The following is a 20,759-nucleotide window of genomic DNA, read 5'->3' on the forward strand; positions in this document are numbered from 1 at the left end:
GCGCTTGTCCGGGACGACAGTTGCTTGTGAGGCTGCAGCCGGGCTTCCAGCGCGCCTACTTCACCGCGTCGAAGCACCAGGCCAAAATGCCCTTCTGCGCATGCAGACGGTTCTCGGCTTCGTCGAAAACGACCGATTGCGGCCCGTCGATCACGTCATCCGTGACCTCCTCGCCGCGATGGGCCGGCAGGCAGTGCATGAACAGTGCATCGGGCTTGGCCAGCGACATCAGCTTGGCATTGACCTGGTAGGGCTTGAGCACGTTGTGGCGATGCTCGCCCTCCTTGTCGCCCATCGACACCCAGGTGTCGGTGACGACGCAGTCGGCGCCGCGCACGGCGGCTTCCGGATCGGTGCCGAGCACGATCGGCGCGCTTGACGTCTTGATCCAGTCGCGCATTGCCTTCTTCGGCGCGAGCTCCGGAGGCGTTGCGACGTTGAGCTGGAATTTGAAGCGCTCGGCGGCATGGGCCCAGGACGCCAGCACGTTATTGTCGTCGCCGGTCCAGGCCACCGTCTTGCCCTCGATCGGGCCGCGATGCTCCTCATAGGTCATGAGGTCGGCCATCACCTGGCAGGGATGCGACCGCCGCGTCAGGCCGTTGATCACGGGCACGGTCGCATAGGCCGCAAGCTCCAGCAGCGCCTCGTGATTGAGGATGCGGATCATGATGGCATCGACATAGCGCGACAGCACCCGCGCGGTGTCGGCGATGGTCTCGCCGCGACCGAGCTGCATCTCGGCGCCGGTGAGCATGATGGGCTCGCCGCCGAGCTGGCGCATGGCGACATCGAACGACACCCGCGTCCGCGTCGAGGGCCGCTCGAAGATCATCGCCAGCGTCTTGCCTTCGAGCGGCCTGACCGGCTGGTGCGCCTTCTGCTTCGCCTTCATGGCGGACGAGGCGGCGAGCATGCTCTTGAGCTCCGACAGCGGCAGCTCGTTGATGTCCAAAAAGTGCTTTGGAGCTTTGTTGGGCGTCTTGCTCATCAGCTTGCCGCCCGCTTGGTCTGGCTGGACGAGATCGCCGTGCAGGCGCGTTCGAGCCGCCCGACGCTGTCTTCGATCTCGGCCTCGGTCACGATCAAGGGCGGCAGGAAGCGCACGACATTGTCGCCGGCTCCGACGGTGAGCAATTTTTCGGCGCGCAGCGCCGCGACGAGGTCGCCCGAGGGCACCACGGCCTTGATGCCGATCAGGAGCCCCTCGCCGCGCACCTCGCTGACGACATCGTGATGGCGATCGATCACGGAGGCGAGCTTCTGTTTCAGCAGCAGCGACATTTTCTGCACGTGATCGAAGAAGCCGGGCTTGAGCATGACGTCGAGCACGGCGTTCGCAGCCGAGATGGCGAGCGGATTGCCGCCGAAGGTCGAACCGTGCGAGCCCGGCCCCATGCCGCGCGCAGCGTCCGCGGTGGCAAGCACTGCGCCGATCGGGAAACCGCCACCGAGCGCCTTCGCCAGCGACATCACGTCGGGCACGACGCCGGTGCGCTTGTAGGCAAAGAGTTCGCCGGTGCGGCCCATGCCGGTCTGTACCTCGTCGAAGGCGAGCAATAGGCCGCGCTCATTGCAGAGCTCGCGCAGCGCCTTCAGGAAGGCGGGAGGCGCAGAACGAACGCCGCCCTCGCCCTGGATCGGCTCGATGAGAATGCCGGCGGTGTGCGGGCCGATCGCCTTCTTCACGGCTTCCAGGTCGCCATGCGGCACCTGATCGAAGCCGTCCATCGGCGGGCCGAAGCCCTCGAGATATTTTGCAGAACCGGTTGCGGCCAGCGTCGCCAGCGTGCGGCCATGGAAGGCGCCCTCGAAGGTGATGATGCGATAGCGTTCGGGATGGCCCTTGGAGAAGTGATGGTGGCGCACCAGCTTGATCACGCCTTCCAGCGCCTCGGCGCCGGAATTGCAGAAGAACACGAAGTCGGCAAAACTTTCATTGCACAGACGCGCCGCGAGCTTCTCGCCGTCCGGGCTCTGGAACAGGTTCGACATGTGCCAGAGCTTCGTCGCCTGCTCCTGCAACGCCTTGACCAGCGTGGGATGCGCATGGCCGAGCGCATTCACCGCCACGCCGGAAGTGAAATCGAGATAGCGATCCCCATTGGTCGCGATCAACCAGCAGCCTTCTCCGCGCTCGAAACCGAGGTCGGCCCTGGCGAAAACGGGGAGCAAATGCGGCGCGGCGCTGTTGGTCATGACGTCACTTGAATGTTGCGGACGGTGTGACGCGTGCATTGCGCAACGCACCATTGACCGGCCCGGAAAACGAAACGTGCCGCCTTTTAAGGGCGGCACGTGGCACTATCTTATGCTTGGCAAGACGGGTGTCAATGCCGCCCGGAAAGCCCCGCGAAACGCTGAATCCGTAGTCTTGCGGTGCCGATTTTGCGGGTTTTTCACCACGGAACATGTGGACGCGAGTCGGCGGACTCTTGCGCGGGAGTCACGCCATATTGTAGCGTTTGGACTGTCAGATACGACATCTCGTGCAGCAGTTCTGATCCCTTAAGTCCTCATGTACCGGCGTAAACGTTCGGGCGTCTTGAGCGCGCCCGGCGAGCCTTAAGGGATTCTGGCGGCACGGGTTTTTGAAGGCTTAGGCAATCGCTGCGAAGGCCCCAGGATGGCAGGCGCGCAGCGAGGGAAAGGGTGCAATGACGGTTTTGACCTGGTCCGATGATCGCGTCGAGCAGCTGAAGAAGCTTTGGGAGGCCGGACTTTCGGCCAGCCAGATCGCGGCTGAGCTCGGCAATGTGACCCGCAATGCCGTGATCGGCAAAGTGCACCGGCTCGGCTTGTCCGGCCGCGCCAAGAGCCCTTCGTCGGCAGCGCCCCGGCCGCGCAAGGCGCGCCCCGCACAGCACATGATGCGGGTGACCCGCCCCGTTGCCCGCGGCAACACCGCGCTGGCGCAGGCCTTCGAGGTCGAGGTCGAGGCCGAACCCGTCACCTACGACAATGTGGTGCCGATGAGCCAGCGGCTGTCACTGCTGGAATTGAACGAGGCGACCTGCCACTGGCCGGTCGGCGATCCCTCGAGCCCGGATTTCTTCTTCTGCGGCGGCAAGGCGCTCTCCGGCCTGCCCTACTGCGCCCAGCATTCGCGCGTGGCGTATCAACCCGCAGCGGACCGCCGTCGCGCACCGGCGAAGCCGGGCACGCGGTGAGTTTGCGGATTTAGTTGGCTGACTGCAGCCGTCGCACGACGGTGCCTCAACACATCCGATGTCGTCCCGGACAAGCGCGCCACGGGCGCGCGCAGATCCGGGATCCATAGCCACCGCAGGATCTGGTTACGGCGACTCGGAGCTACTTTTTCGCAGGATAAGCACTGTCTGTGGTTATGGATCCCGGATCTGCGCTTACGCTTGTCCGGGACGACACCGATGTTGTAGCCGCGGCTCGCTAAACCGGCCTACGTCTGCTCCGCCTTCGCGAAACGATCGTCCAGCGCATAGCCGGCGCCGCGGACGGTACGGATCGGATCCTGCTCGCGGCCGAGATTGAGCAGCTTGCGCAGGCGGCCGATGTGGACGTCGACAGTGCGCTCATCGATGTAGATGTCACGGCCCCAGACGCTGTCGAGCAGCTGCTCGCGCGAGAACACGCGGCCGGGATGCTCCAGGAAGAACTCCAGCAGACGATATTCGGTCGGGCCGAGATCGATCGGCCGGCCCGAACGCGCCACGCGGCGCTTGTCGCGGTCGAGCTCGATGTCGCCATAGGCGAGCACGGTGGCGAGCCGCTCGGGGCTGGCGCGCCTGAGCAGGCCCTTCACGCGGGCCAGCAGCTCCGGCACCGAGAACGGCTTGACGATGTAGTCGTCGGCACCGGTCGCAAGTCCCCGCACCCGCTCGCTTTCCTCGCCGCGCGCGGTCAGCATGATGATCGGCAGTTGCTTGGTTTCGGGACGGGTGCGCAGCCGCCGGCACAGCTCGATGCCCGACAGGCCCGGCAGCATCCAGTCGAGCACGATCAGATCGGGAATGTGCTCCTTGAGGCGGGTGTCGGCGTCATCGCCGCGCATCACCGTCTCAACGTCATAGCCGTCGCCTTCGAGGTTGTAGCGAAGAAGCTCGGTGAGAGCTTCCTCGTCCTCAACCACCATAATGCGTGCGCCCATGTTGTCGTCGCTCCTTGGGTACTCGGCACCGCTTAGGTATTCGGCACCGTCGTGGCGAAGGTCGTCATGTCGCCCTTCGGCCGCTTGTCGGTGATCGCCTGACCCTCGATCATGTAGAACACGGTCTCGGCGATGTTGGTGGCGTGGTCGCCGATCCGCTCGATGTTCTTGGCACAGAACATCAAATGGATGCAGAACGAGATGTTGCGCGGATCCTCCATCATGTAGGTGAGAAGTTCGCGGAACAGCGAGGTGCAGATGGCGTCGACTTCCTCGTCGCCCTTCCACACCGCCATCGCTGCCGGCAGATCGTGCGCGGCATAGGCGTCCAGCACCGACTTGACCTGCTGCTGCACGAGGTCGGTCATGTGTTCCAGGCCGCGGAACAGTTTCAGCGGATGAAAATCCGTCTCCAGCGCCGCGACGCGCTTGCCCATGTTCTTGGCGAGATCGCCGATGCGCTCGAGATCGGTCGCGACGCGCATGGCTCCGACGATCTCGCGCAGATCAACGGCCATCGGCTGGCGCCGGGCGATGGTGAGCACGGCGCGCTCCTCGATGCGCTTCTGCAGCATGTCGAGTTCGGCGTCGGTGGCGACGACGCGCTGACCGAGCGTGACGTCGCGGCGGATCAGCGCGTCGACGGAATCGACGATCATGCGCTCGGCGATGCCGCCCATCTCGGCGACCAGGCGCGTGAGTTCCTGGAGGTCGGTATCGAAAGCCTTTGCGGTATGTTCAGAACCCATGTTCCGTCTCCTCAGCCGAACCGGCCGGTGATGTAATCCTGCGTGCGCCGGTCGCTCGGCGACGTGAAGATCTTGCTGGTGTCGTCGAACTCGATCAACTCGCCGAGATACATGAAGGCGGTCTTGTCGGAGACGCGCGCCGCCTGCTGCATGTTGTGCGTGACGATCGCGATCGTGTAGTTCTCGGACAATTCCTGGATCAGCTCCTCGACCTTGGCGGTCGAGATCGGGTCGAGCGCCGAGCACGGCTCGTCGAACAGGATCACCTCGGGCCGCACCGCGACGGTGCGGGCAATGCAGAGGCGCTGCTGCTGGCCGCCGGAGAGCGACAGGCCGGAGGCGTTGAGCTTGTCCTTGACCTCGTTCCACAGCGCGCCGCCGCGCAACGCCTTCTCCACGCGATCGTCCATCTCGGACTTCGAGATCTTTTCGTAGAGGCGGATGCCGAAGGCGATGTTCTCGTAGATCGTCATCGGGAACGGGGTCGGCTTCTGGAACACCATGCCGACCCGGGCGCGCAGCAGATTGAGGTCGAGCTTGGGGTCGAGCATGTTGGTATGGTCGAGCAACAGCTGGCCGGTGGCGCGCTGGCCCGGGTAGAGGTCGTACATCCGGTTGAAGATGCGCAGCAGGGTCGACTTGCCGCAGCCGGACGGGCCGATGAAGGCCGTGACGCGATTGGTGCCCAGTGCCAGATTGATGTTCTTCAGCGCATGGTGCTCACCGTAGTAGAAATTGAGGTTGCGCGCGGTGACCTTGGCAGGCGCCTCGGGCAGCGGCTGCGAGCCGGGATGAACGGTCGGCGCGCTTACGGAAATAGACATTTCACTCATTTTGCGGTCCTCTCGGCACCAAGGATGCGGGCGCCAATGTTCAGGGCAAGCACAGTCAGGGTGATCAGCAGCGCGCCGCTCCAGGCGAGTTGCTTCCAGTAGGCGTAGGGGCTCTGCACGAAGTTGTTGATGGTCACCGGCAGGTTGGCCATCGTCTTGTCCAGGCCGAGGCTGAAGAACTGGTTGGACAGCGCGGTGAACAGCAGCGGCGCGGTCTCGCCGGCGACGCGGGCGGTGGCGAGCAGCACGCCGGTGATGAGGCCCGAGCGCGCCGCACGGTAGGCGATGCGCTTGATCACCAGCGAACGCGGCAGGCCGAGTGCGCTGGCGGCTTCACGCAGCGGGTTCGGCACCAGCAGCAGCATGTCCTCCGTGGTGCGCACCACGACCGGGATCACGATCACGGCGAGCGCCAGCGCGCCGGCGATGGCCGAGAAGCCTCGCATCGGCACCACGACCGCACCGTAGATGAACAGGCCGATGATGATCGAGGGCGCCGAGAGCAGGATGTCGTTGATGAACCGGATCACCGAGGTCAGCCTGTCGTTGCGGCCGTATTCGGCAAGATAGGTGCCGGCGAACATGCCGAGCGGCGCGCCGATGCCGACGCCGATCACGGTCATGATCACCGAGCCGACGATGGCGTTGCGCAGGCCGCCCTCGGTCGATCCGGGCGGCGGCGTGTCTGCGGTGAAGACCTGAAGGTTGAGCCCGGCCAGACCGTTGTACAGCAGCGTGATCAGGATCAGCGCGAGCCAGGTGACGCCGAAGGCGGCGGCTGCGATGCAGAGGCCGCGGATGACGATGTCCCAGCGGCGGCGGCGCGAATAGATCGGGTTCATGGCTTCACTTTCCGGCCTTGGTTTCCAAGCGCATCAGCATCAGCCGCGCGGCCGCGAGCACGAAGAACGTCAGCACGAACAGGAGCAGGCCGAGCAGGATCAGGCCGGACTGGTGCAGGCCGTCGCTCTCGGCGAACTCGGATGCGATCGCCGCCGAGATCGTGGTGCCCGGGGCGAAAATCGATGAAGAGATGCGGAACGAATTGCCGATGATGAAGGTCACCGCCATCGTCTCGCCGAGCGCGCGGCCCAGCGCCAGCATGACGCCGCCGATGATGCCGACGCGGGTATAGGGGATCACCACGCTGCGCACGACTTCCCACGTGGTGCAGCCGACGCCGTAGGCGGCTTCCTTCAGCACCGGCGGCACCGTCTTGAACACGTCGACCGAGATCGAGGTGATGAAGGGCAGCACCATGATGGCGAGGATCAGCGCGGCATTGAACAGGCTGAGATAGGACGGGGGACCTGCGAAGATCGCGCCGAGCACGGGCACGCCGTCGAACACCCGGATCATGAAGGGCTGGAAGGTGTTGGCCAGGAACGGGCCCAGCACGAAGAAGCCCCACATGCCGTAGATGATCGAGGGAATGCCGGCGAGCAGCTCGATCGCCATGCCGATCGGGCGGCGCAGCCATTGCGGACAAAGCTCGGTGAGGAAGATCGCAATGCCCAGACCGACGGGAATGGCGATCAGCATCGCGATGAAGGAGGTGACGAGCGTGCCGTACATCGGCCCGAGCGCGCCGAGCACGGGCGGATCGGCCGAAGGGGCCCAGCGCTGCGTCCACAGGAACGACAGGCCGTATTCCTTGATCGCCGGGAAGGCGCCCACGATCAGCGAAAGGATGATGCCGCCGAGAATGAGCAGCACCGAGATCGCGGAAAGCCGCGTGATCCAGTAGAAGGTGATGTCACCGAGCTTGAACGCGCCCAAGGCCTTGGCGCGATCATACGGTCCGGCATCGTCGATTACATCGCTCTGAACGGCCATCTCTGCCACGCCGATCCCCTGTTTTGCCTTACGCCATCTGCATGCCGCCAAAGGCGGTCGTTTTCGACGGTTTGCCCGCGTCGTTCCGGGTGGTCTCAAGGACCCGGAATCCTGGGATTCCGGGCCGCTCTTTCACTCGCGCCCGCCGAGGCGGAGCGCGAGTTTCAGTACGCTGCAATCAGCTCTTGATCTCGGCAGCCCACGTCTTCTCGATCTGCTTCACGACCGTGTCGGGCATCGGGATGTAGTCGAGCTCCTCCGCCATCTTGTCGCCCTTCTCGAACGCCCACTTGAAGAACTTGATGGCTTCCTGGGACGCCGCCTTGTCGGTCGCATCCTTGTGCATCAAGATGAAGGTCGCGCCGGTAATCGGCCACGACGTCTCACCGGGCTGGTCGGTCAGGATCACATAATAGTTCTTGGAGCCGGCCCAGTCGGCGTTGGCGGCTGCAGCCTGGAAGGCCGCAACAGTCGGCTGCACGGTCTTACCAGACTTGTTGATCAGGGCGCCGTAGGTCAGCTTGTTTTGCTTGGCATAGGCATACTCGACATAACCGATCGAGTTCTTGGTCTGGCTGACATTGCCGGCGACGCCTTCATTGCCTTTGGCGCCAACACCCGTTGGCCACTCGACCGCGGTACCGGCACCGACCTTCGACTTCCACTCGGCATTCGTCTTCGTAAGGAAATCGGTCCAGATGAACGTGGTGCCGGAGCCGTCCGACCGACGCACGACGGTGATGGCGTCCGAGGGGAGCTTCACCTTGGGATTCAGCTTGGCGATCGCCGGGTCATTCCATGTCTTGACCTTGCCCAGATAGATGTCGCCCAGCAACTCGCCAGAAAACACCAGCTCGCCCGACTTGATCCCTTCGAGATTGACGACCGGCACCAAGGCGCCCATCGCCTGCGGCCATTGGATCATTCCGTCCTTTTCAAGTTGCTCGGGCTTGAGGGGCATATCGCTCGCGCCGAAGGTCACGGTCTTGGCCTGGATCTGCTTGATGCCGCCGCCCGAACCGATCGACTGGTAGTTCAAACCGTTGCCGGTCTCCTTCTTGTAGGCGTCAGCCCACTTGGAATAGAGCGGGAACGGGAACGTCGCGCCGGCGCCGGTGATGTCGGCCGCAAAGGCTGCCGTCGTCGATGCGGCGATCAAGCCAGCAGCGACCATGGTTTTGAGGAAATTCATGCTGGTCTCCATACAGGGGAACGAAGCGCCATCCGCGCCCGATCGCGCTCCCCACACCGCCCGTTTAGGAGCGGTCGGCTGTGCTTTTACGAAGGTTTCGTGACAGTTGGATGACGCAACCAAGCGATTGAATTCGCTTGATTTTTAGGCCGAAGCCGAAATCCTCGCCTGGGGAAAACACGCCGTGAAAGTCGCGCCCTGCCTGGGCACGCTCTCGATCAGAAGTCGGCCGCGATGGCGGTTAAGAATATGTTTCACCAGCGATAATCCGAGCCCAGTCCCGCCCTGCGAGCGGCTGTCGCCGACGTCCACCCGATAGAAGCGCTCGGTCAGCCGCGGCAGGTGCTCGGGCGCGATGCCGGGGCCGAAATCGCGGACCAGGACCCGGATTTCCTGAGTTCCATCAGTGGCGACGCTTGATGTCAGCGACACGATGACGCGTCCGCCGGAAGCGCCGTATTTGAGCGCGTTCTCGATCAGGTTCTCGAACAGGCGGAGCAGTTCCTCGCGGTCCCCTGCGATCATCACCGGCGGCTCCGGCAGATCGATCTCCACCTCGACCTGGCGCTCGCGCGCCAGCGGCTCGAGCCCGTCGGCGACCTGGCGGATGATCGGTATGAGGTCGACCAGGGTGTCGGGCCGGACATGGGCCGACAGCTCGACCCGCGACAGCGACAGCAGATCGTCGATCAGGCGCGCCATGCGCGTGGCCTGGTTGTGCATGATACCGAGGAACCGTTCGCGCGCCTTGGGATCGTCCTTGGCCTGGCCCTGCAGCGTGTCGATGAAGCCCGACAGCGCGGCCAGCGGGGTGCGCAGCTCGTGGCTGGCATTGGCGACGAAGTCGGCGCGCATCTCCTCGACCCGGCGCAGCGGGGTCTGGTCGTGGAAGGTCATCAGCATGCATTTATCGGCGCCGCCGAAGCTGGTCGGCACCGGAACCGGCGTGATCATGAGCTCCATCCAGCGATCGACCGGAACATGGTCGAGATAGGTCGCACGCCGCGGCTCGGTGGTGGCGATCGCCTCGCGCAGCGCCGTGATGATCTCCGGCGAGCGCAGCGCGAACTGGGCGAGCTCGTTCCGGCGCAGCGCCGGCGCGAGCTGGGCGGCGGCGGCATTGAGATGGATGACGCGACCCGCACGGTCGAGCAGCACCGCCGGATCCGGCATGCCGGCGACCACCGCGGCCACCGCCGCGCTCTCGACCGGGTTGATGCGCCTGACGTCGTCGCGGGAGGCCGCGGGATCATGCAGCCGCCACGGGATCAGGGCTGCGGCCGCGATGCAGAGGAACACGATCGCGGCGTGCAGCGCCGACAATTCGCCGAGCGAGACCACGACGGACAGCGCCAGCGCCGCGGCGATCAGGATGATGGTCGAGTGCCGCAGCCGGTCGGACCAGGGCTGGGCGGGGGGAGAAGATGGGGCGTCGATCGCCATCGGGGCGGGCTTCTCCTGAGGGACTTTTCCTAAGGACCTTGTCTTAATTAAGGGCCTGGCACCAGTCAGGCGCCGCTGTCGCTACGCTCTCGCACATAGGCGGCTTCGCGCGCCGGGCCGGGGTCCAGCTTGAGCGCCGCCTGTTGCAAGCGCTTCGATCGCGCGCCGATGATAACTTCGCGAAGCGTCAGCAAGATTACAGATAGGACGAAGGGAGACAGATAATAGAGGACGCGGAACAGCAGCATGCCGCCCAGAAGCTCCTCCCGGTCCATCTGCCAGAGGCCGACCAGCATGGCGGCGTCGAACACGCCGAGCCCCCCCGGGGAATGGCTGGCAAAGCCGAGCAGGGTGGCCGAGACGAAGATCACCGCAACCACGACGAAGCCGACATGGGGCTCGTCCGGCACCAGGACATACATCGCCAGCGCGCAGAAACCGAGATCGACGATGCCGATCGCGATCTGAAGCAGCGTCAGCGGGCCGCCCGGCAGCACCACGGTCCAGGGGCCGCGGCCGACCACCCGCGGCTGGGTCCAGACCCAGACCACGTAGCCGATCAGCGCCACGATGATCATCAGCGCCAGCGTCCGGTTCAGCCAGGGCGGAAGCTGGTCGATCGAGGCGGCGGCCTCCGGGTGATAGGCGATGCCGAGGCCGAGCACGGCGGCATTGCCTAGCCAGAAAGTCAGGCCGGCGAGGAAGCAGATTTTTGCGACGTCGATCGCGTTCAGCCCATAAGCAGAATAGATCCGGTAGCGCACCGCGCCGCCGGTGAAGACGCTGGCGCCGACATTGTGGCCGATCGAATAGCTGGTGAAGGCCGCGAGCGCGTTGATGCGATAGGGCACATGGGAATGGCCGATCGCGCGCGTGGCGAAGAGGTCGTAGAAGGTCAGGGTGAAATAGCCCGCAGCGACGAACAGCGCCGCCATCGCAATCTGACTCGGCTCGGTGCTCTTGATCGCCTCGAGGACCTCGTTGAAATCGATGCCTCGCAGCATGTGGTAGAGCACATAGCAAGCGATGCCGATGACCGCGATGCTGATCACAACTCCAAGCTTATGCAGGACTTGCTTCTGGCGCAGAAACGACATCGCCCTGCGTATGGCTTCCAGCATCTAGACCTCGAACAACGCTTCGGCGGCCAGGGTGGCCGGCGGACAGGCGGACGACGCACAGGCACCCAGCGAACCCTCGCCGTCGGCTCCGGCATCGCGCATACCCCCTGCCCCTCCACTAGCGCGTTTTCGGGCGGAGTGGAATTCGCCAATCCGAACAAAAACACGTGCCTTCAATATTTTAGGCAGGGTTACGGCTCCCGATGCACGATTTGGCGCTTTCGGCGGCAAGGCTTGACGCGAATCTCCATGGCAATCCTGCGCAGGCGCCATGAAGTTTTGATGATTTCGGCCGCACAATGTTCCGCCACGCCTTAAGCCGACATCAATCTATGGGGCAGGCCTGACTGTTGAAAGAGGAGGATCGAAGCGGCCAGTTGACGCGTTCTGAGGCGCCGGAAGGCCGCGGCGGACGCCCCCCGTCCCTTCAGTGAGGGTGCGCAGCAACATCACAGAGCGGCCGGAGGCGCGGTGCGCGAGACCACGCGGTCGCGCAGCCATGCACCGATGGTGCAGCCGACGAGGTAGCAGGCGAACATGATCAGGCCGAGGTCGAGCCAGTAGCCGAAGCGGCCGGGGACCACATGGGCGAGCGAGGCTGCGACCAGCGCGGCGACGAGCGCGGCGAGCCAGCCCGCTGTCACCTTCGAGGTGCCGTTGCCGCGCTGGACCACCGAGATCCAGCCCATGCAGAAGCCCAGCAGCAGCGAGGCGATCAGCCAGCCCAGATGGAACGAGACGAGATAGGGCATCGTCACCTCACCAGAAATTCGATACGGCGGTTCTGGGCCTTGCCTTCATCGGTGTCGTTGCCGGCGAGCGGCTGCGTGCTGCCATGGCCAACCGCGGTAAAGCGGCTGGCGGGCAGGCCGGCCTTGACCAGATAGTCGATCACCGCCTGCGCCCGCTTTTCCGAGAGAGCCTGGTTGAAGGAATCCTCGCCGTCGGCGTCGGTATGCCCGGCGATCTCGATATTGGTGGTGGGGCAGCGCAGCGCCGTCTCGATCAGACGATCGAGGATGCCGGCGGAATCGGGATCGATGTCCGCACGCCTGGTCGCGAAACGGATCTTGCCCTTGGTCAGAAGCTCCGAGAATAATTGCTGGCACACAGTACCGTCGACCGGGCCTGCCGCAGGCTTCACCGTGATCTCCGGCTTGTATTGCCAGTTTTTCGGGAAGTCCTTGCCGAGCCCTGCGCGGATATCGTTGGCGGCGCCCTCGTAGAGCGCATCGCCCGACAGCTTCACCTCGCGATCGGAGACGACAAGCGTGCCGGTCGAGAGCCGCGACAGCGCGCCGAGCGCTGGGACCACGGCCGCGCTGAAGGAGCCGGGTGCCCCGATGCTGGCCTTGAGGTTGTCGACGACCTTCTCGGTGAAGAACTTTCGCGCGGCGCTGGTGGCGATCGCCGCATGGACGTTGTTGTCGGGAACATAGCCGGTCAGCGTCACCGTCGCGGCCACCGGATCCTTGTAGGCCTGGAAGATGTAGGGCGGCGCCTTGATCTCGTTGGCGGCGATCGAAAAACCCTCGGGCAGGTTCTTCAGCCCGGCCGCGATCGCCTCGCGGCCGCCGAGCTCGCGCGCCATGCCCGACAGATTGACTTTGGTGTCGGTAATCGTGATCTTGCCGTCCTTGAGCTTGCCGATCTGATCCAAGAGCAGCATCGCGGCCGCTTCGAACCGCGGCGGCGCCCCGCGCGCCAGCCCCATCTGGTCGGCCACCTCGACGCCGCCGACCTCCTTGCGGGCGGCCTCGGTCAGCCGGGCCTTCATCGACGGCAGGGGCGCGGAGCCCGACAGGGTCACCCGCACCACGTCGCGCTCGGCCGTCCAGACGAAGGGCTTGGCTTCGGGAACAAGGCGGGTCCGATCGTCGACCAGGCGAACGCCGGGGACCGTCTCGACCGCCATCACGGCGTCGCGGCGACCCTCCTCGGAGAAGGCGTCCGCGGCCAGGCCGACGTCGCGGCCATCGACCACGATCCGTGTCTTGTCCAGAACGGTATCCTTCAGCGCCGCCGAGCTGCGCGCCGACAGATCGGCCTCGACCGGTAAGGTGTTATTCCAGGCCGCAAATCCCCACATGACGGCCAGGGGGATCAGCCCCGGCCACCATTTGCTGGCCCACCTGAAAAGCTTCTGCATTCGACGACCCGAACTCTGGAAACGGAGACAAAACAAACCCTTGGCAGGCTGTCAAACCGGAAATGCTGCCGATCCAAGGCCCCCGCGTGGACAATCGGAATAACTTTTTCTTCAAGGGTTCTTCCATAAGTTGAGGACGGAATGCCAGAGTCCCCCCAGCCGTTCATGAAACAACTGCGTAACAACGTCATCCGCGCCGGGCTGGGAGCACTCTATTTCAGCGGAGCGCACCACCTGCTGCGCCCACTTTTGTCGGGCGTCGGCGCCATCTTCATGCTGCACCATGTGCGGCCCGCCCGCGAGGCTGCGTTCCAGCCGAACCGGCATCTCGAAGTCACGCCCGAATTCCTGCGGGCGACGCTGTGCCATTTGCGCTCGCGCGACATCGACATCGTCAGCATGGACGAGCTGCATGAGCGGCTGGTGCAGGGCCGGTTCGACCGCCGCTTCGCCGCCTTCACCTTCGACGACGGCTATCGCGACAATCTGGACCATGCATTGCCGGTATTGCGCGAATTTGACGCGCCGCTGACGGTCTATGTCGCGAGCGATTTTGCGGAAGGGACCGGACGATTGTGGTGGACGGCGCTGGAGGCCGTGATCGCCAAGGCCGAGCAGGTCGACGTCAGGATCGGCAACTCCGCGCTGCGGCTCGATGCGACAACGCCTGCCGCCAAGCAGGCTGCGTTCGATCGCCTGCACGACTGGCTGCGCGCGCTGCCGGGCGAGCACGATCTTGCGCGCGAGATCGGAGCGCTCTGCGCGACATACGACGTCGACATGGAAGCGCTGTGCCGCAACCTGTGCCTGTCCTGGGCCGAGGTGAAGACCTTTGCCGCCGATCCGCTGGTCACGATCGGCGCGCATAGTGTCAGCCATTGCAACCTCGCCAAGCAGGCGGAAGACATCGCCGCGCAGGAGATGGCCGCGAGCCGCGCGCGGATCGAGCGGGTGCTGGAGCGCCCCGTGTTGCATCTCGCCTATCCCTATGGCGATCGCGAGGCCGCGGGGATGCGCGAATTCGCCCTTGCCGCATCCGCCGGCTTCAAGACCGCGGTGACGACACGGCCCGGCATGCTGTTCGCGGAGAATGCCGGCCACATGACCGCGCTGCCCCGCGTCTCGCTCAATGGCAACTACCAGGACGCGCGCATCCTGCCGGTGCTGACCTCGGGCGCCGCGACCGCGATGTGGAACGGTTTTCGTCGGATCGCGGCGGCGTAGCTGCAAACTCCGCTGTCGTCCCGGACAAGCGCGCCCTCAGCGCGCGCAGATCCGGGACCCATACCGCGTGATCTCTCAATTGATGTTGATAGAAGTACCGGACGACGAGCCGTCGCCAAATTGCGCCCTGTGGCTATGGGTCCCGGATCTGCGTTTACGCTTGTCCGGGACGACACCGAGTTGGTCGACCCGCTGTCATGCCCCACTCCGATCCCATTCCCCAGCGCGTTCCTTGACTCCCTGGCCCTCCCCGCTCACAACCAGCGCCAACCAAAGGGAGGCACCATGTTCAACGATCTGTTCTCGCTCAAAGGCCGTGTCGCGCTGGTGACCGGCGGCTCGCGCGGCATCGGCAAAATGATAGCGGCGGGATTTCTCAGCGCCGGCGCGGCGAAGGTCTACATCACCGCGCGCAAGGCCGGACCGTGCGAAGCCACCGCGAAAGAGCTCGCCGCGCAATATGGCGGCGAATGCATCGCCCTGCCGATCGACATGTCCACGGTCGCCGGCTGCGAGCTGCTGGCGAGCGAATTTAAGAAGCGCGAATCCAGGCTCGACATCCTCGTCAACAATGCGGGCGCGGCCTGGGGCGCGGAGTTCGACGAATTTCCGGAGAGCGGCTGGGACAAGGTGATGAATCTGAATGTGAAGACGCCGTTCTTCCTCACCAAGGCACTGGCGCCCACGCTGCGCGCGTCGGCGAGCGCGGAACGGCCGGCGAAGGTGATCAACATCGCCTCGATCGACGGCATCTTCGTCAATCCGGGCGAGACCTATTCCTATGCCGCCAGCAAGGCCGGGCTGATCCATCTGACGCGGCGCATGGCGGTGAAGCTCATCCCCGACCACGTCGTGGTCACGGCGATCGCGCCGGGCCCGTTCCAGTCCGACATGAACCGCGCCGCCCGCGATCACGCCGACGAAGTGGCGACGCGTGTCCCCGTGGGCCGCATCGGCACCGACGAGGACATGGCGGGCGCCGCGATCTATCTCGCCTCGCGCGCGGGCGACTATGTGGTTGGCGCGACCATCGCGGTCGATGGCGGGATCGTCTACGCCAATCCGGGAATCAAGGGCAGCGGGTGGGACAGCGATTGATCGGGCGATCTCACGTCACCCGCAGTGGGGCTTCAAACTAACTCCAAACTAAAATGTCGAAAACAACCCCATGCACAGTAGGAAGCCCATTGATCGACAAAGGGTTTTTCCTGGGCCGTCCGGAAACGACGCTTCAGCCGCAATGATGTTGACGCGTCGGGCAAAACACTTGTTGAGCCAGGCTCGGACTCACAATCCGTCGGTATCGATGCCGTCACTGTGGCCCCTTGCGGGGGCGTCGTCCGGGCGCGGACGACTCTCAGAGCGCCGCGCGCAGCAGGCCCTCGAATTCTTCCGCAGAGGCTTTTCGCGGAGCGGTCGCGTTTGAGTGGTCCGCAAGCGCTCGGACGACTGTTTGAGGAATGTGCCGTGCCTCGAAGCCCATTTGACCGAGCGTGACCGGCAGCTTCAACGATTGAACGAGATCGGACACCGCAGCGGCGAGGTCCGTTTCGCGCGAAATGCAGAACACATCCTTCAGCGTCTCGTACTTGTTCCCCACCATGTTCTCGCTGAAGCGCAGGATGTGCGGCAGGAATACGCCGTTCAGCATACCGTGATGGAGGGTCGGCGAGCGCAATGCGCCGGCGGCGTGGGAGAGCGAGTGCACTGCGCCGAGCCCCTTCTGAAACGTCAGCCCACCCTCGAGTGCCGCCATCATCATTTCCCAACGCGCCTCGCGGTCGGCGCCGTTCGTCACAGCGCGCTGGATGAAGTGCCATGCACGCTTTGCACCATCGAGCGCGATCGCTTCCGCCGGTGGGTTGACCAACGGTGACAGGAACGTTTCGATGCAATGCGTGAGCGCATCGATCCCGGTCGCCGCCGTCAACACCGGCGGCAGTCCCAGCGTGAGTTCAGGATCGCAGATCGCCCTTTTCGGTATCAGATGTGGACTGATCAACGCCAGCTTCGAGCCGTTGGTCAAATTGATCAAAGCACCGCGGCCGACTTCGCTGCCAGTTCCCGCAGTGGTCGGAATAGCGATTACCGGCGCGACCTTATCAGTGATCTTGCCGATGCCGCCAAGGACCGCGGCATATTGCTCCAGTGGCCCCTCATGGGTGGCGGCCAAGGCTACGCCTTTGGCAAGATCGATCGGCGAACCGCCGCCGAGCGCAATCACGCCATCGCAGCCGCCCTCGCGGTAGGAGACGACGCCTTCGAGGACTGCTTCCTCGGTCGGATTCGGCGGCGTGCCATCGAAGATCGCAACGGTCGTCGGATCGAGATGAGCGAGGACTTGCGCTGCAATGCCGGCCCGCTGCACGCCGGCGTCCGTGACGAGCAGTGGCCGACGAATGCCGAGTGCCGCCAGCTCCGTCGGCAGGCTCTTGATGGCACCGTGATCGAATATTGTCGTCGTCAGATATCCAATGGTCGACATAGCGAACTCCTCCCAGCCGGCGAAATTGGTGCGCCGCAAAACGTTTTTATTCATCGGACATTTAACATCGGATGATTGCGAGCTCAACAAAATCGGTGTATGGCCTGAACATACCAGCCAGCCCAAGAGCCGGCGGTCGGGAGTGAACGGATTGTCGAACGCTAAACGCGTCAAATCCACCGAGAAGCGTTTGAAGCCGGGCCGCATCCACGCGGTGCTGACGACGCTCGGCCGCGAGATCGCTCAAGAAATCATCCCGGCCGGCGCGGTCCTGCCGCCCGAGAACGAGCTCGAAATCCGCTTTGGCGTTGGCCGCGGCGTGGTTCGTGAAGCGATCAAAATGCTTGCAGGGAAGGGACTCGTCAGCGTGCGGCCGCGTCACGGCACTCACGTGTTGCCGCGCCGCGACTGGAGTCTTCTCGATCGTGACGTGTTGAACTGGCTGGTCGGTGAGGATCAACTCGACCGTGAGCTACTGCTTGCTATTCAGGAAGTACGCTCGATCATTGAACCAGCCGCTGCTGCGCTCGCTGCGACCCGCGCCACCAAGCAGGACCGGCAACGGATCAATGCAGCGCTGAGGGCGATGGAAGCATCGGACAATCAGACTGCCGCAACGGCCGCGGACAAGGCTTTTCACCTCGCTATTCTGGACGCGACGCACAATCCGGTGCTGCAGGGCTTTCGCGGTGCGATCGACACGATCCTGAGCGCTGTGTTTGTTGTTGCGGTTGATAGCGTTGCCGGCTGGTTCGAGGACAACATTCCCAACCACGCCGCCGTTGCTCGTGCCATCGACGAAAGCGATGCAAACAAAGCTCGCAAAGCCATGGAGCGAGTTCTTGGTTTGACCCACTCCCAATTGTCCAAGAAAAGTGTAGGCGCCGTTCGGCGGAACGCCAGGCCAAGCGGCAACCGTACCCTGAGGCAAGCGTGATGCTGTGGAGGCTCTATTCGGCACTTTGGTTCTGCGCTCCCTTCATAGTGCTCCTCATTCTATGGGCCGTTTTCATCCCGTATTTTGACGTCAATCCCCGGCTGTTTCCTCACCTCTCCTCCGTGGTCCAGGCTGGAATTGAGGGAATAAAAGATGGCACCCTTATTCAGCACATCGGTGCAAGCCTGTTGCGCGTCGCCGTTGGCACAGTGCTCGCCCTGTTGATCGCGATCCCCTTGGGCATCGCGATGGGCGTGAGCCCGATCATCTCGAGCTTCCTGACGCCCCTGTTCAGGTTTTTCTCGGTGCTGGCTGGCATCGCATGGATCCCGATCGCGACGCTATGGTTCGGCTATGGCTTCGGCGCCATCACCTTTGTGATCTTCAATGCCGTGTTCTTCATCGTGACGTACAACACGCTTCTCGGTGTATCGACCATTCCCTTGCAGGTGCGTAATGCGGCCGCATCGCTCGGTGCAGGACGATGGGCGATGTTGACCGAAGTGCTGCTGCCGGGGGCGCTTCCCAATATCGTCACCGGCATACGCACCGGGCTGGGCTTTGCCTGGCGTGGGCTGATCGCAGCCGAGATGATCGCCACCAACGTGGGCCTCGGTTACATGCTGTTCGTGGCGCGCGACTTCTACAGAACGGAAGTGATCGTGCTTGGCATGATTGTGATCGGCGTGCTTTGGCTCCTGCTCGACCGACTGGTCTTGGCACCAATCGAGCGCGCCACCATCGAACGCTGGGGCATGGTGCAGCGCGCATGAAGCAGTTTCTACTCAAGATGTGGAGCCACTGCGTTCGCCTGACGGCGCGTTGGCCGTCGATCGCGTCCATCGCCCCCTTCATTCCGGTGGTCGCTGCGTGGTGGATCGTCACACAGCTGCAAATATTCCCGCGCGTGTTCCTGCCTGGACCGGCGGAGGTCGTGCGCTCGTTTGGGTCACTGGTCTATACGGGCATCCTTCCGGCGTACCTGCAGGACAGCATCGTGCGCTTGGCCGTCGGTGCTTTTTGGGGGGTCGCCCTCGGCATTCCGCTCGGAATCCTGGTTGGTCTCAACCAGCGCGCGCGTACGGCGCTGTGGCCGCTGCTCCTGTTCTTTCAGGCCATTGGCGACATCGCCTGGCTGCCGATCCTGGTGATCTGGTTCGGCTATGGCCTCACGACCATCACGGTCGTCATCGTCTACACGGTCATCTTCCCGGTTGTCCTGAACACGGTGCTGGGCGTACGCTCGATTCCCATCACCCTGCACCGCGCGGCCCAGAGTCTGGGTGCCTCACGCATTCGCATGTTGTGGGAAGTGGTGTTGCCGGGAGCGCTGCCCAACATCGTGACCGGCCTGCGCAACGGGCTCGGCTATGGCTGGCGCGCTCTGATCGCAACCGAGATTATCGTCGGCACCAGCGGTATCGGATTTCTCATGTTCGACGCGCGCCGCTCCGGGTCCGTCGTCGAGATCCTGCTCGGCATGATCATCCTGGGAATTCTCTGGTACATCGTCGACAGCTGGATACTGGCACCGATCGAGCGGGCTACGGGACAGCGGTGGGGGATGGTGACGCGATGAAGGATCTGACCATCCGCAATCTGTCGAAGACGTATTTCGACCCCTATGCCGGAACCAACGTCACCGCAGTGCATGACGTGTCACTGAAGGTGGAACAGGGAGAGTTCGTCTGCATCGTCGGTCCTTCTGGCTGCGGCAAGACGACGATCCTCAACATGATCGCGGGCTTCATCCCGCACACGGGCGGCGAGATCTTGGTTGGCGGCCGTCCGGTCAAGGGGCCTGGCCCTGACCGCGGCGTGGTGTTCCAGTCTTTTGCCCTGTTCCCGTGGCGAACCGTGCTCGAGAATGTCGCCTTCGGTCCCAAGATGCGCGGCGTCCGCAAGGTCGAACGCGAGAAGATCGCGCATGAATATCTGGCGCTCGCCAAACTGACCGAGGCAGCCGCGCGCTATCCCGCCGAACTGTCGGGCGGCATGCAGCAGCGTGTCGGCGTGGTGCGTGCGCTGGCGAACGAGCCGGACGTGCTGCTGATGGATGAGCCGTTCGCGAGCGTCGATGCCCAGACCCGAATGACGCTCCAGGAAGAACTGACGCGCATCTGGCAGGAGAAGCGGCCGACGGTCATCTTCATCACGCATGACGTCCAGGAAGCCGTGTTTCTCGCCAATCGGGTGGTCGCGCTGTCGAAGGGACGCGTGCTCGATGACATTGCCGTTGACTTGCCACGGCCCCGATCGTGGGACGCGCTGAACGACGATGCGCGGTTCAAGGAATTGTCGAACCGCGTCCTTCAACTCGTGCGGTCGGCTTGAGCCATGTTGAAAGATGCCCTTCGATCGCGAAAGGCGCACATCCTCATGGCGGTGGCGGTCGGCTATCTGGCCTGGCAGCTTTGGCTGACCATCGCCGCGCCGCGAAAGATCGTGAACTTCGCCGGTGGCTCGGACAAGGTGAACATCCTGGTCGTGCTGCCGTTCGAACCTGAACGTTTTCACGTTCAGCTGATGCAGACGTACGGCCGGGTATCCGGAACACAAGAAAAATCCGTTGAAGTTCGAGGAGTGAAACGCGCGGACTTGACGACCGTCGCCCGGCCTTACTGGGTGACGCGCATCGAGCCGCTTCAACCAGGGGGATGACCC

Annotated in this window: 21 protein-coding genes; 8 read left to right on the top strand and 13 right to left on the bottom strand. The window is 63.9% G+C overall.

Going from position 1 to position 20,759, the window contains the following annotated elements:
- Positions 1-55 precede the first annotated feature (55 nt).
- Complete coding sequence (argF, locus tag EDE08_RS37150) at positions 56-991, bottom strand: ornithine carbamoyltransferase (RefSeq protein ID WP_131874659.1); 936 nt, start codon at positions 989-991, stop codon at positions 56-58.
- A complete protein-coding gene (locus EDE08_RS37155) occupies positions 991-2,199 on the bottom strand; it encodes an aspartate aminotransferase family protein (RefSeq protein ID WP_131874658.1) in 1,209 nt (402 codons plus the stop codon). Before EDE08_RS37155 ends, argF begins: the two co-directional genes overlap by 1 nt.
- Positions 2,200-2,657: 458 nt before the next feature.
- Here EDE08_RS37155 and EDE08_RS37160 point away from each other — a divergent pair, with 458 nt between their 5' ends.
- Positions 2,658-3,170: a GcrA family cell cycle regulator gene (locus EDE08_RS37160; RefSeq protein WP_024337097.1), complete on the top strand. Its 513-nt coding sequence runs from the start codon at positions 2,658-2,660 to the stop codon at positions 3,168-3,170.
- 248 nt (positions 3,171-3,418) lie between these two features.
- Here EDE08_RS37160 and phoB read toward each other — a convergent pair whose 3' ends face one another.
- The 10 genes from phoB to EDE08_RS37210 all read right to left on the bottom strand — a co-directional run bounded on the left by phoB (position 3,419) and on the right by EDE08_RS37210 (position 13,449).
- On the bottom strand, positions 3,419-4,126 hold the full coding sequence (gene phoB / locus EDE08_RS37165; RefSeq protein ID WP_008143479.1) for a phosphate regulon transcriptional regulator PhoB: 708 nt from the start codon (positions 4,124-4,126) through the stop codon (positions 3,419-3,421).
- Positions 4,127-4,158: 32 nt separating this feature from the next.
- Positions 4,159-4,875: a phosphate signaling complex protein PhoU gene (phoU, locus tag EDE08_RS37170; RefSeq protein WP_131874657.1), complete on the bottom strand. Its 717-nt coding sequence runs from the start codon at positions 4,873-4,875 to the stop codon at positions 4,159-4,161.
- A gap of 11 nt (positions 4,876-4,886) precedes the next feature.
- Positions 4,887-5,708: a phosphate ABC transporter ATP-binding protein PstB gene (pstB, locus tag EDE08_RS37175; protein WP_061879665.1), complete on the bottom strand. Its 822-nt coding sequence runs from the start codon at positions 5,706-5,708 to the stop codon at positions 4,887-4,889.
- Positions 5,705-6,550 (bottom strand): phosphate ABC transporter permease PstA, encoded by an 846-nt coding sequence (gene pstA, locus EDE08_RS37180; RefSeq protein WP_131874656.1) that lies wholly within the window; start codon positions 6,548-6,550, stop codon positions 5,705-5,707. Before pstA ends, pstB begins: the two co-directional genes overlap by 4 nt.
- Positions 6,551-6,554: 4 nt before the next feature.
- Positions 6,555-7,544, bottom strand: coding sequence for a phosphate ABC transporter permease subunit PstC (gene pstC / locus EDE08_RS37185; protein ID WP_165936407.1), 990 nt, complete (start codon positions 7,542-7,544; stop codon positions 6,555-6,557).
- A gap of 178 nt (positions 7,545-7,722) precedes the next feature.
- Complete coding sequence (gene pstS, locus EDE08_RS37190; RefSeq protein WP_131874654.1) at positions 7,723-8,736, bottom strand: phosphate ABC transporter substrate-binding protein PstS; 1,014 nt, start codon at positions 8,734-8,736, stop codon at positions 7,723-7,725.
- A 144-nt stretch (positions 8,737-8,880) separates the two neighbouring features.
- On the bottom strand, positions 8,881-10,179 hold the full coding sequence (locus EDE08_RS37195; RefSeq protein WP_131874653.1) for an ATP-binding protein: 1,299 nt from the start codon (positions 10,177-10,179) through the stop codon (positions 8,881-8,883).
- A 65-nt stretch (positions 10,180-10,244) separates the two neighbouring features.
- On the bottom strand, positions 10,245-11,300 hold the full coding sequence (locus EDE08_RS37200; protein ID WP_131874652.1) for a lysylphosphatidylglycerol synthase domain-containing protein: 1,056 nt from the start codon (positions 11,298-11,300) through the stop codon (positions 10,245-10,247).
- 449 nt (positions 11,301-11,749) lie between these two features.
- Positions 11,750-12,052, bottom strand: coding sequence for a hypothetical protein (locus EDE08_RS37205; RefSeq protein WP_165936403.1), 303 nt, complete (start codon positions 12,050-12,052; stop codon positions 11,750-11,752).
- 2 nt (positions 12,053-12,054) lie between these two features.
- Positions 12,055-13,449 (bottom strand): OmpA family protein, encoded by a 1,395-nt coding sequence (locus tag EDE08_RS37210; protein ID WP_131874650.1) that lies wholly within the window; start codon positions 13,447-13,449, stop codon positions 12,055-12,057.
- A gap of 165 nt (positions 13,450-13,614) precedes the next feature.
- On the opposite strand from EDE08_RS37210, the gene EDE08_RS37215 reads away from it, so the two are divergent.
- The gene (locus EDE08_RS37215; protein ID WP_131874676.1) at positions 13,615-14,673 is read left to right on the top strand and encodes a polysaccharide deacetylase family protein; all 1,059 of its coding nucleotides are present in this window, start codon (positions 13,615-13,617) and stop codon (positions 14,671-14,673) included.
- 285 nt (positions 14,674-14,958) lie between these two features.
- On the top strand, positions 14,959-15,771 hold the full coding sequence (locus EDE08_RS37220; protein ID WP_131874649.1) for an SDR family oxidoreductase: 813 nt from the start codon (positions 14,959-14,961) through the stop codon (positions 15,769-15,771).
- A 259-nt stretch (positions 15,772-16,030) separates the two neighbouring features.
- Here EDE08_RS37220 and gbd read toward each other — a convergent pair whose 3' ends face one another.
- Positions 16,031-17,158, bottom strand: coding sequence for a 4-hydroxybutyrate dehydrogenase (gbd, locus tag EDE08_RS37225; protein ID WP_131874675.1), 1,128 nt, complete (start codon positions 17,156-17,158; stop codon positions 16,031-16,033).
- Between the two features lie 190 nt (positions 17,159-17,348).
- Here gbd and EDE08_RS37230 point away from each other — a divergent pair, with 190 nt between their 5' ends.
- From EDE08_RS37230 to EDE08_RS37250, 5 genes are read left to right on the top strand one after another with little or no spacing between them, the layout of a single operon-like run.
- Positions 17,349-18,095, top strand: coding sequence for a FadR/GntR family transcriptional regulator (locus EDE08_RS37230; protein WP_245524996.1), 747 nt, complete (start codon positions 17,349-17,351; stop codon positions 18,093-18,095).
- A complete protein-coding gene (locus tag EDE08_RS37235) occupies positions 18,095-18,868 on the top strand; it encodes an ABC transporter permease (RefSeq protein WP_165936404.1) in 774 nt (257 codons plus the stop codon). Before EDE08_RS37230 ends, EDE08_RS37235 begins: the two co-directional genes overlap by 1 nt.
- Complete coding sequence (locus EDE08_RS37240) at positions 18,865-19,674, top strand: ABC transporter permease (RefSeq protein WP_131874646.1); 810 nt, start codon at positions 18,865-18,867, stop codon at positions 19,672-19,674. Before EDE08_RS37235 ends, EDE08_RS37240 begins: the two co-directional genes overlap by 4 nt.
- Positions 19,671-20,429 (top strand): ABC transporter ATP-binding protein, encoded by a 759-nt coding sequence (locus EDE08_RS37245; RefSeq protein ID WP_131874645.1) that lies wholly within the window; start codon positions 19,671-19,673, stop codon positions 20,427-20,429. The genes EDE08_RS37240 and EDE08_RS37245 overlap by 4 nt, the downstream gene beginning before the upstream one ends.
- A 45-nt stretch (positions 20,430-20,474) precedes the next feature.
- Complete coding sequence (locus tag EDE08_RS37250) at positions 20,475-20,756, top strand: hypothetical protein (RefSeq protein WP_131874644.1); 282 nt, start codon at positions 20,475-20,477, stop codon at positions 20,754-20,756.
- Positions 20,757-20,759: the final 3 nt, after the last annotated feature.

Origin of the sequence: Bradyrhizobium sp. R2.2-H, assembly GCF_004346455.1 — a bacterium.
GTDB lineage: Bacteria > Pseudomonadota > Alphaproteobacteria > Rhizobiales > Xanthobacteraceae > Bradyrhizobium > Bradyrhizobium diversitatis.

Coding starts and splice junctions, on each gene's coding strand:
- EDE08_RS37200 (WP_131874652.1), bottom strand. CDS start 11,300: ATGCTGGAAGCCATACGCAGGGCGATGTCGTTTCTGCGCCAGAAGCAA.
- EDE08_RS37160 (WP_024337097.1), top strand. CDS start 2,658: ATGACGGTTTTGACCTGGTCCGATGATCGCGTCGAGCAGCTGAAGAAG.
- EDE08_RS37250 (WP_131874644.1), top strand. CDS start 20,475: ATGGCGGTGGCGGTCGGCTATCTGGCCTGGCAGCTTTGGCTGACCATC.
- EDE08_RS37235 (WP_165936404.1), top strand. CDS start 18,095: ATGCTGTGGAGGCTCTATTCGGCACTTTGGTTCTGCGCTCCCTTCATA.
- pstB (WP_061879665.1), bottom strand. CDS start 5,708: ATGAGTGAAATGTCTATTTCCGTAAGCGCGCCGACCGTTCATCCCGGC.
- phoU (WP_131874657.1), bottom strand. CDS start 4,875: ATGGGTTCTGAACATACCGCAAAGGCTTTCGATACCGACCTCCAGGAA.
- gbd (WP_131874675.1), bottom strand. CDS start 17,158: ATGTCGACCATTGGATATCTGACGACGACAATATTCGATCACGGTGCC.
- phoB (WP_008143479.1), bottom strand. CDS start 4,126: ATGGGCGCACGCATTATGGTGGTTGAGGACGAGGAAGCTCTCACCGAG.
- pstA (WP_131874656.1), bottom strand. CDS start 6,550: ATGAACCCGATCTATTCGCGCCGCCGCCGCTGGGACATCGTCATCCGC.
- pstC (WP_165936407.1), bottom strand. CDS start 7,544: ATGGCCGTTCAGAGCGATGTAATCGACGATGCCGGACCGTATGATCGC.
- EDE08_RS37245 (WP_131874645.1), top strand. CDS start 19,671: ATGAAGGATCTGACCATCCGCAATCTGTCGAAGACGTATTTCGACCCC.
- EDE08_RS37240 (WP_131874646.1), top strand. CDS start 18,865: ATGAAGCAGTTTCTACTCAAGATGTGGAGCCACTGCGTTCGCCTGACG.
- EDE08_RS37195 (WP_131874653.1), bottom strand. CDS start 10,179: ATGGCGATCGACGCCCCATCTTCTCCCCCCGCCCAGCCCTGGTCCGAC.
- pstS (WP_131874654.1), bottom strand. CDS start 8,736: ATGAATTTCCTCAAAACCATGGTCGCTGCTGGCTTGATCGCCGCATCG.
- argF (WP_131874659.1), bottom strand. CDS start 991: ATGAGCAAGACGCCCAACAAAGCTCCAAAGCACTTTTTGGACATCAAC.
- EDE08_RS37210 (WP_131874650.1), bottom strand. CDS start 13,449: ATGCAGAAGCTTTTCAGGTGGGCCAGCAAATGGTGGCCGGGGCTGATC.
- EDE08_RS37205 (WP_165936403.1), bottom strand. CDS start 12,052: ATGCCCTATCTCGTCTCGTTCCATCTGGGCTGGCTGATCGCCTCGCTG.
- EDE08_RS37220 (WP_131874649.1), top strand. CDS start 14,959: ATGTTCAACGATCTGTTCTCGCTCAAAGGCCGTGTCGCGCTGGTGACC.
- EDE08_RS37155 (WP_131874658.1), bottom strand. CDS start 2,199: ATGACCAACAGCGCCGCGCCGCATTTGCTCCCCGTTTTCGCCAGGGCC.
- EDE08_RS37215 (WP_131874676.1), top strand. CDS start 13,615: ATGAAACAACTGCGTAACAACGTCATCCGCGCCGGGCTGGGAGCACTC.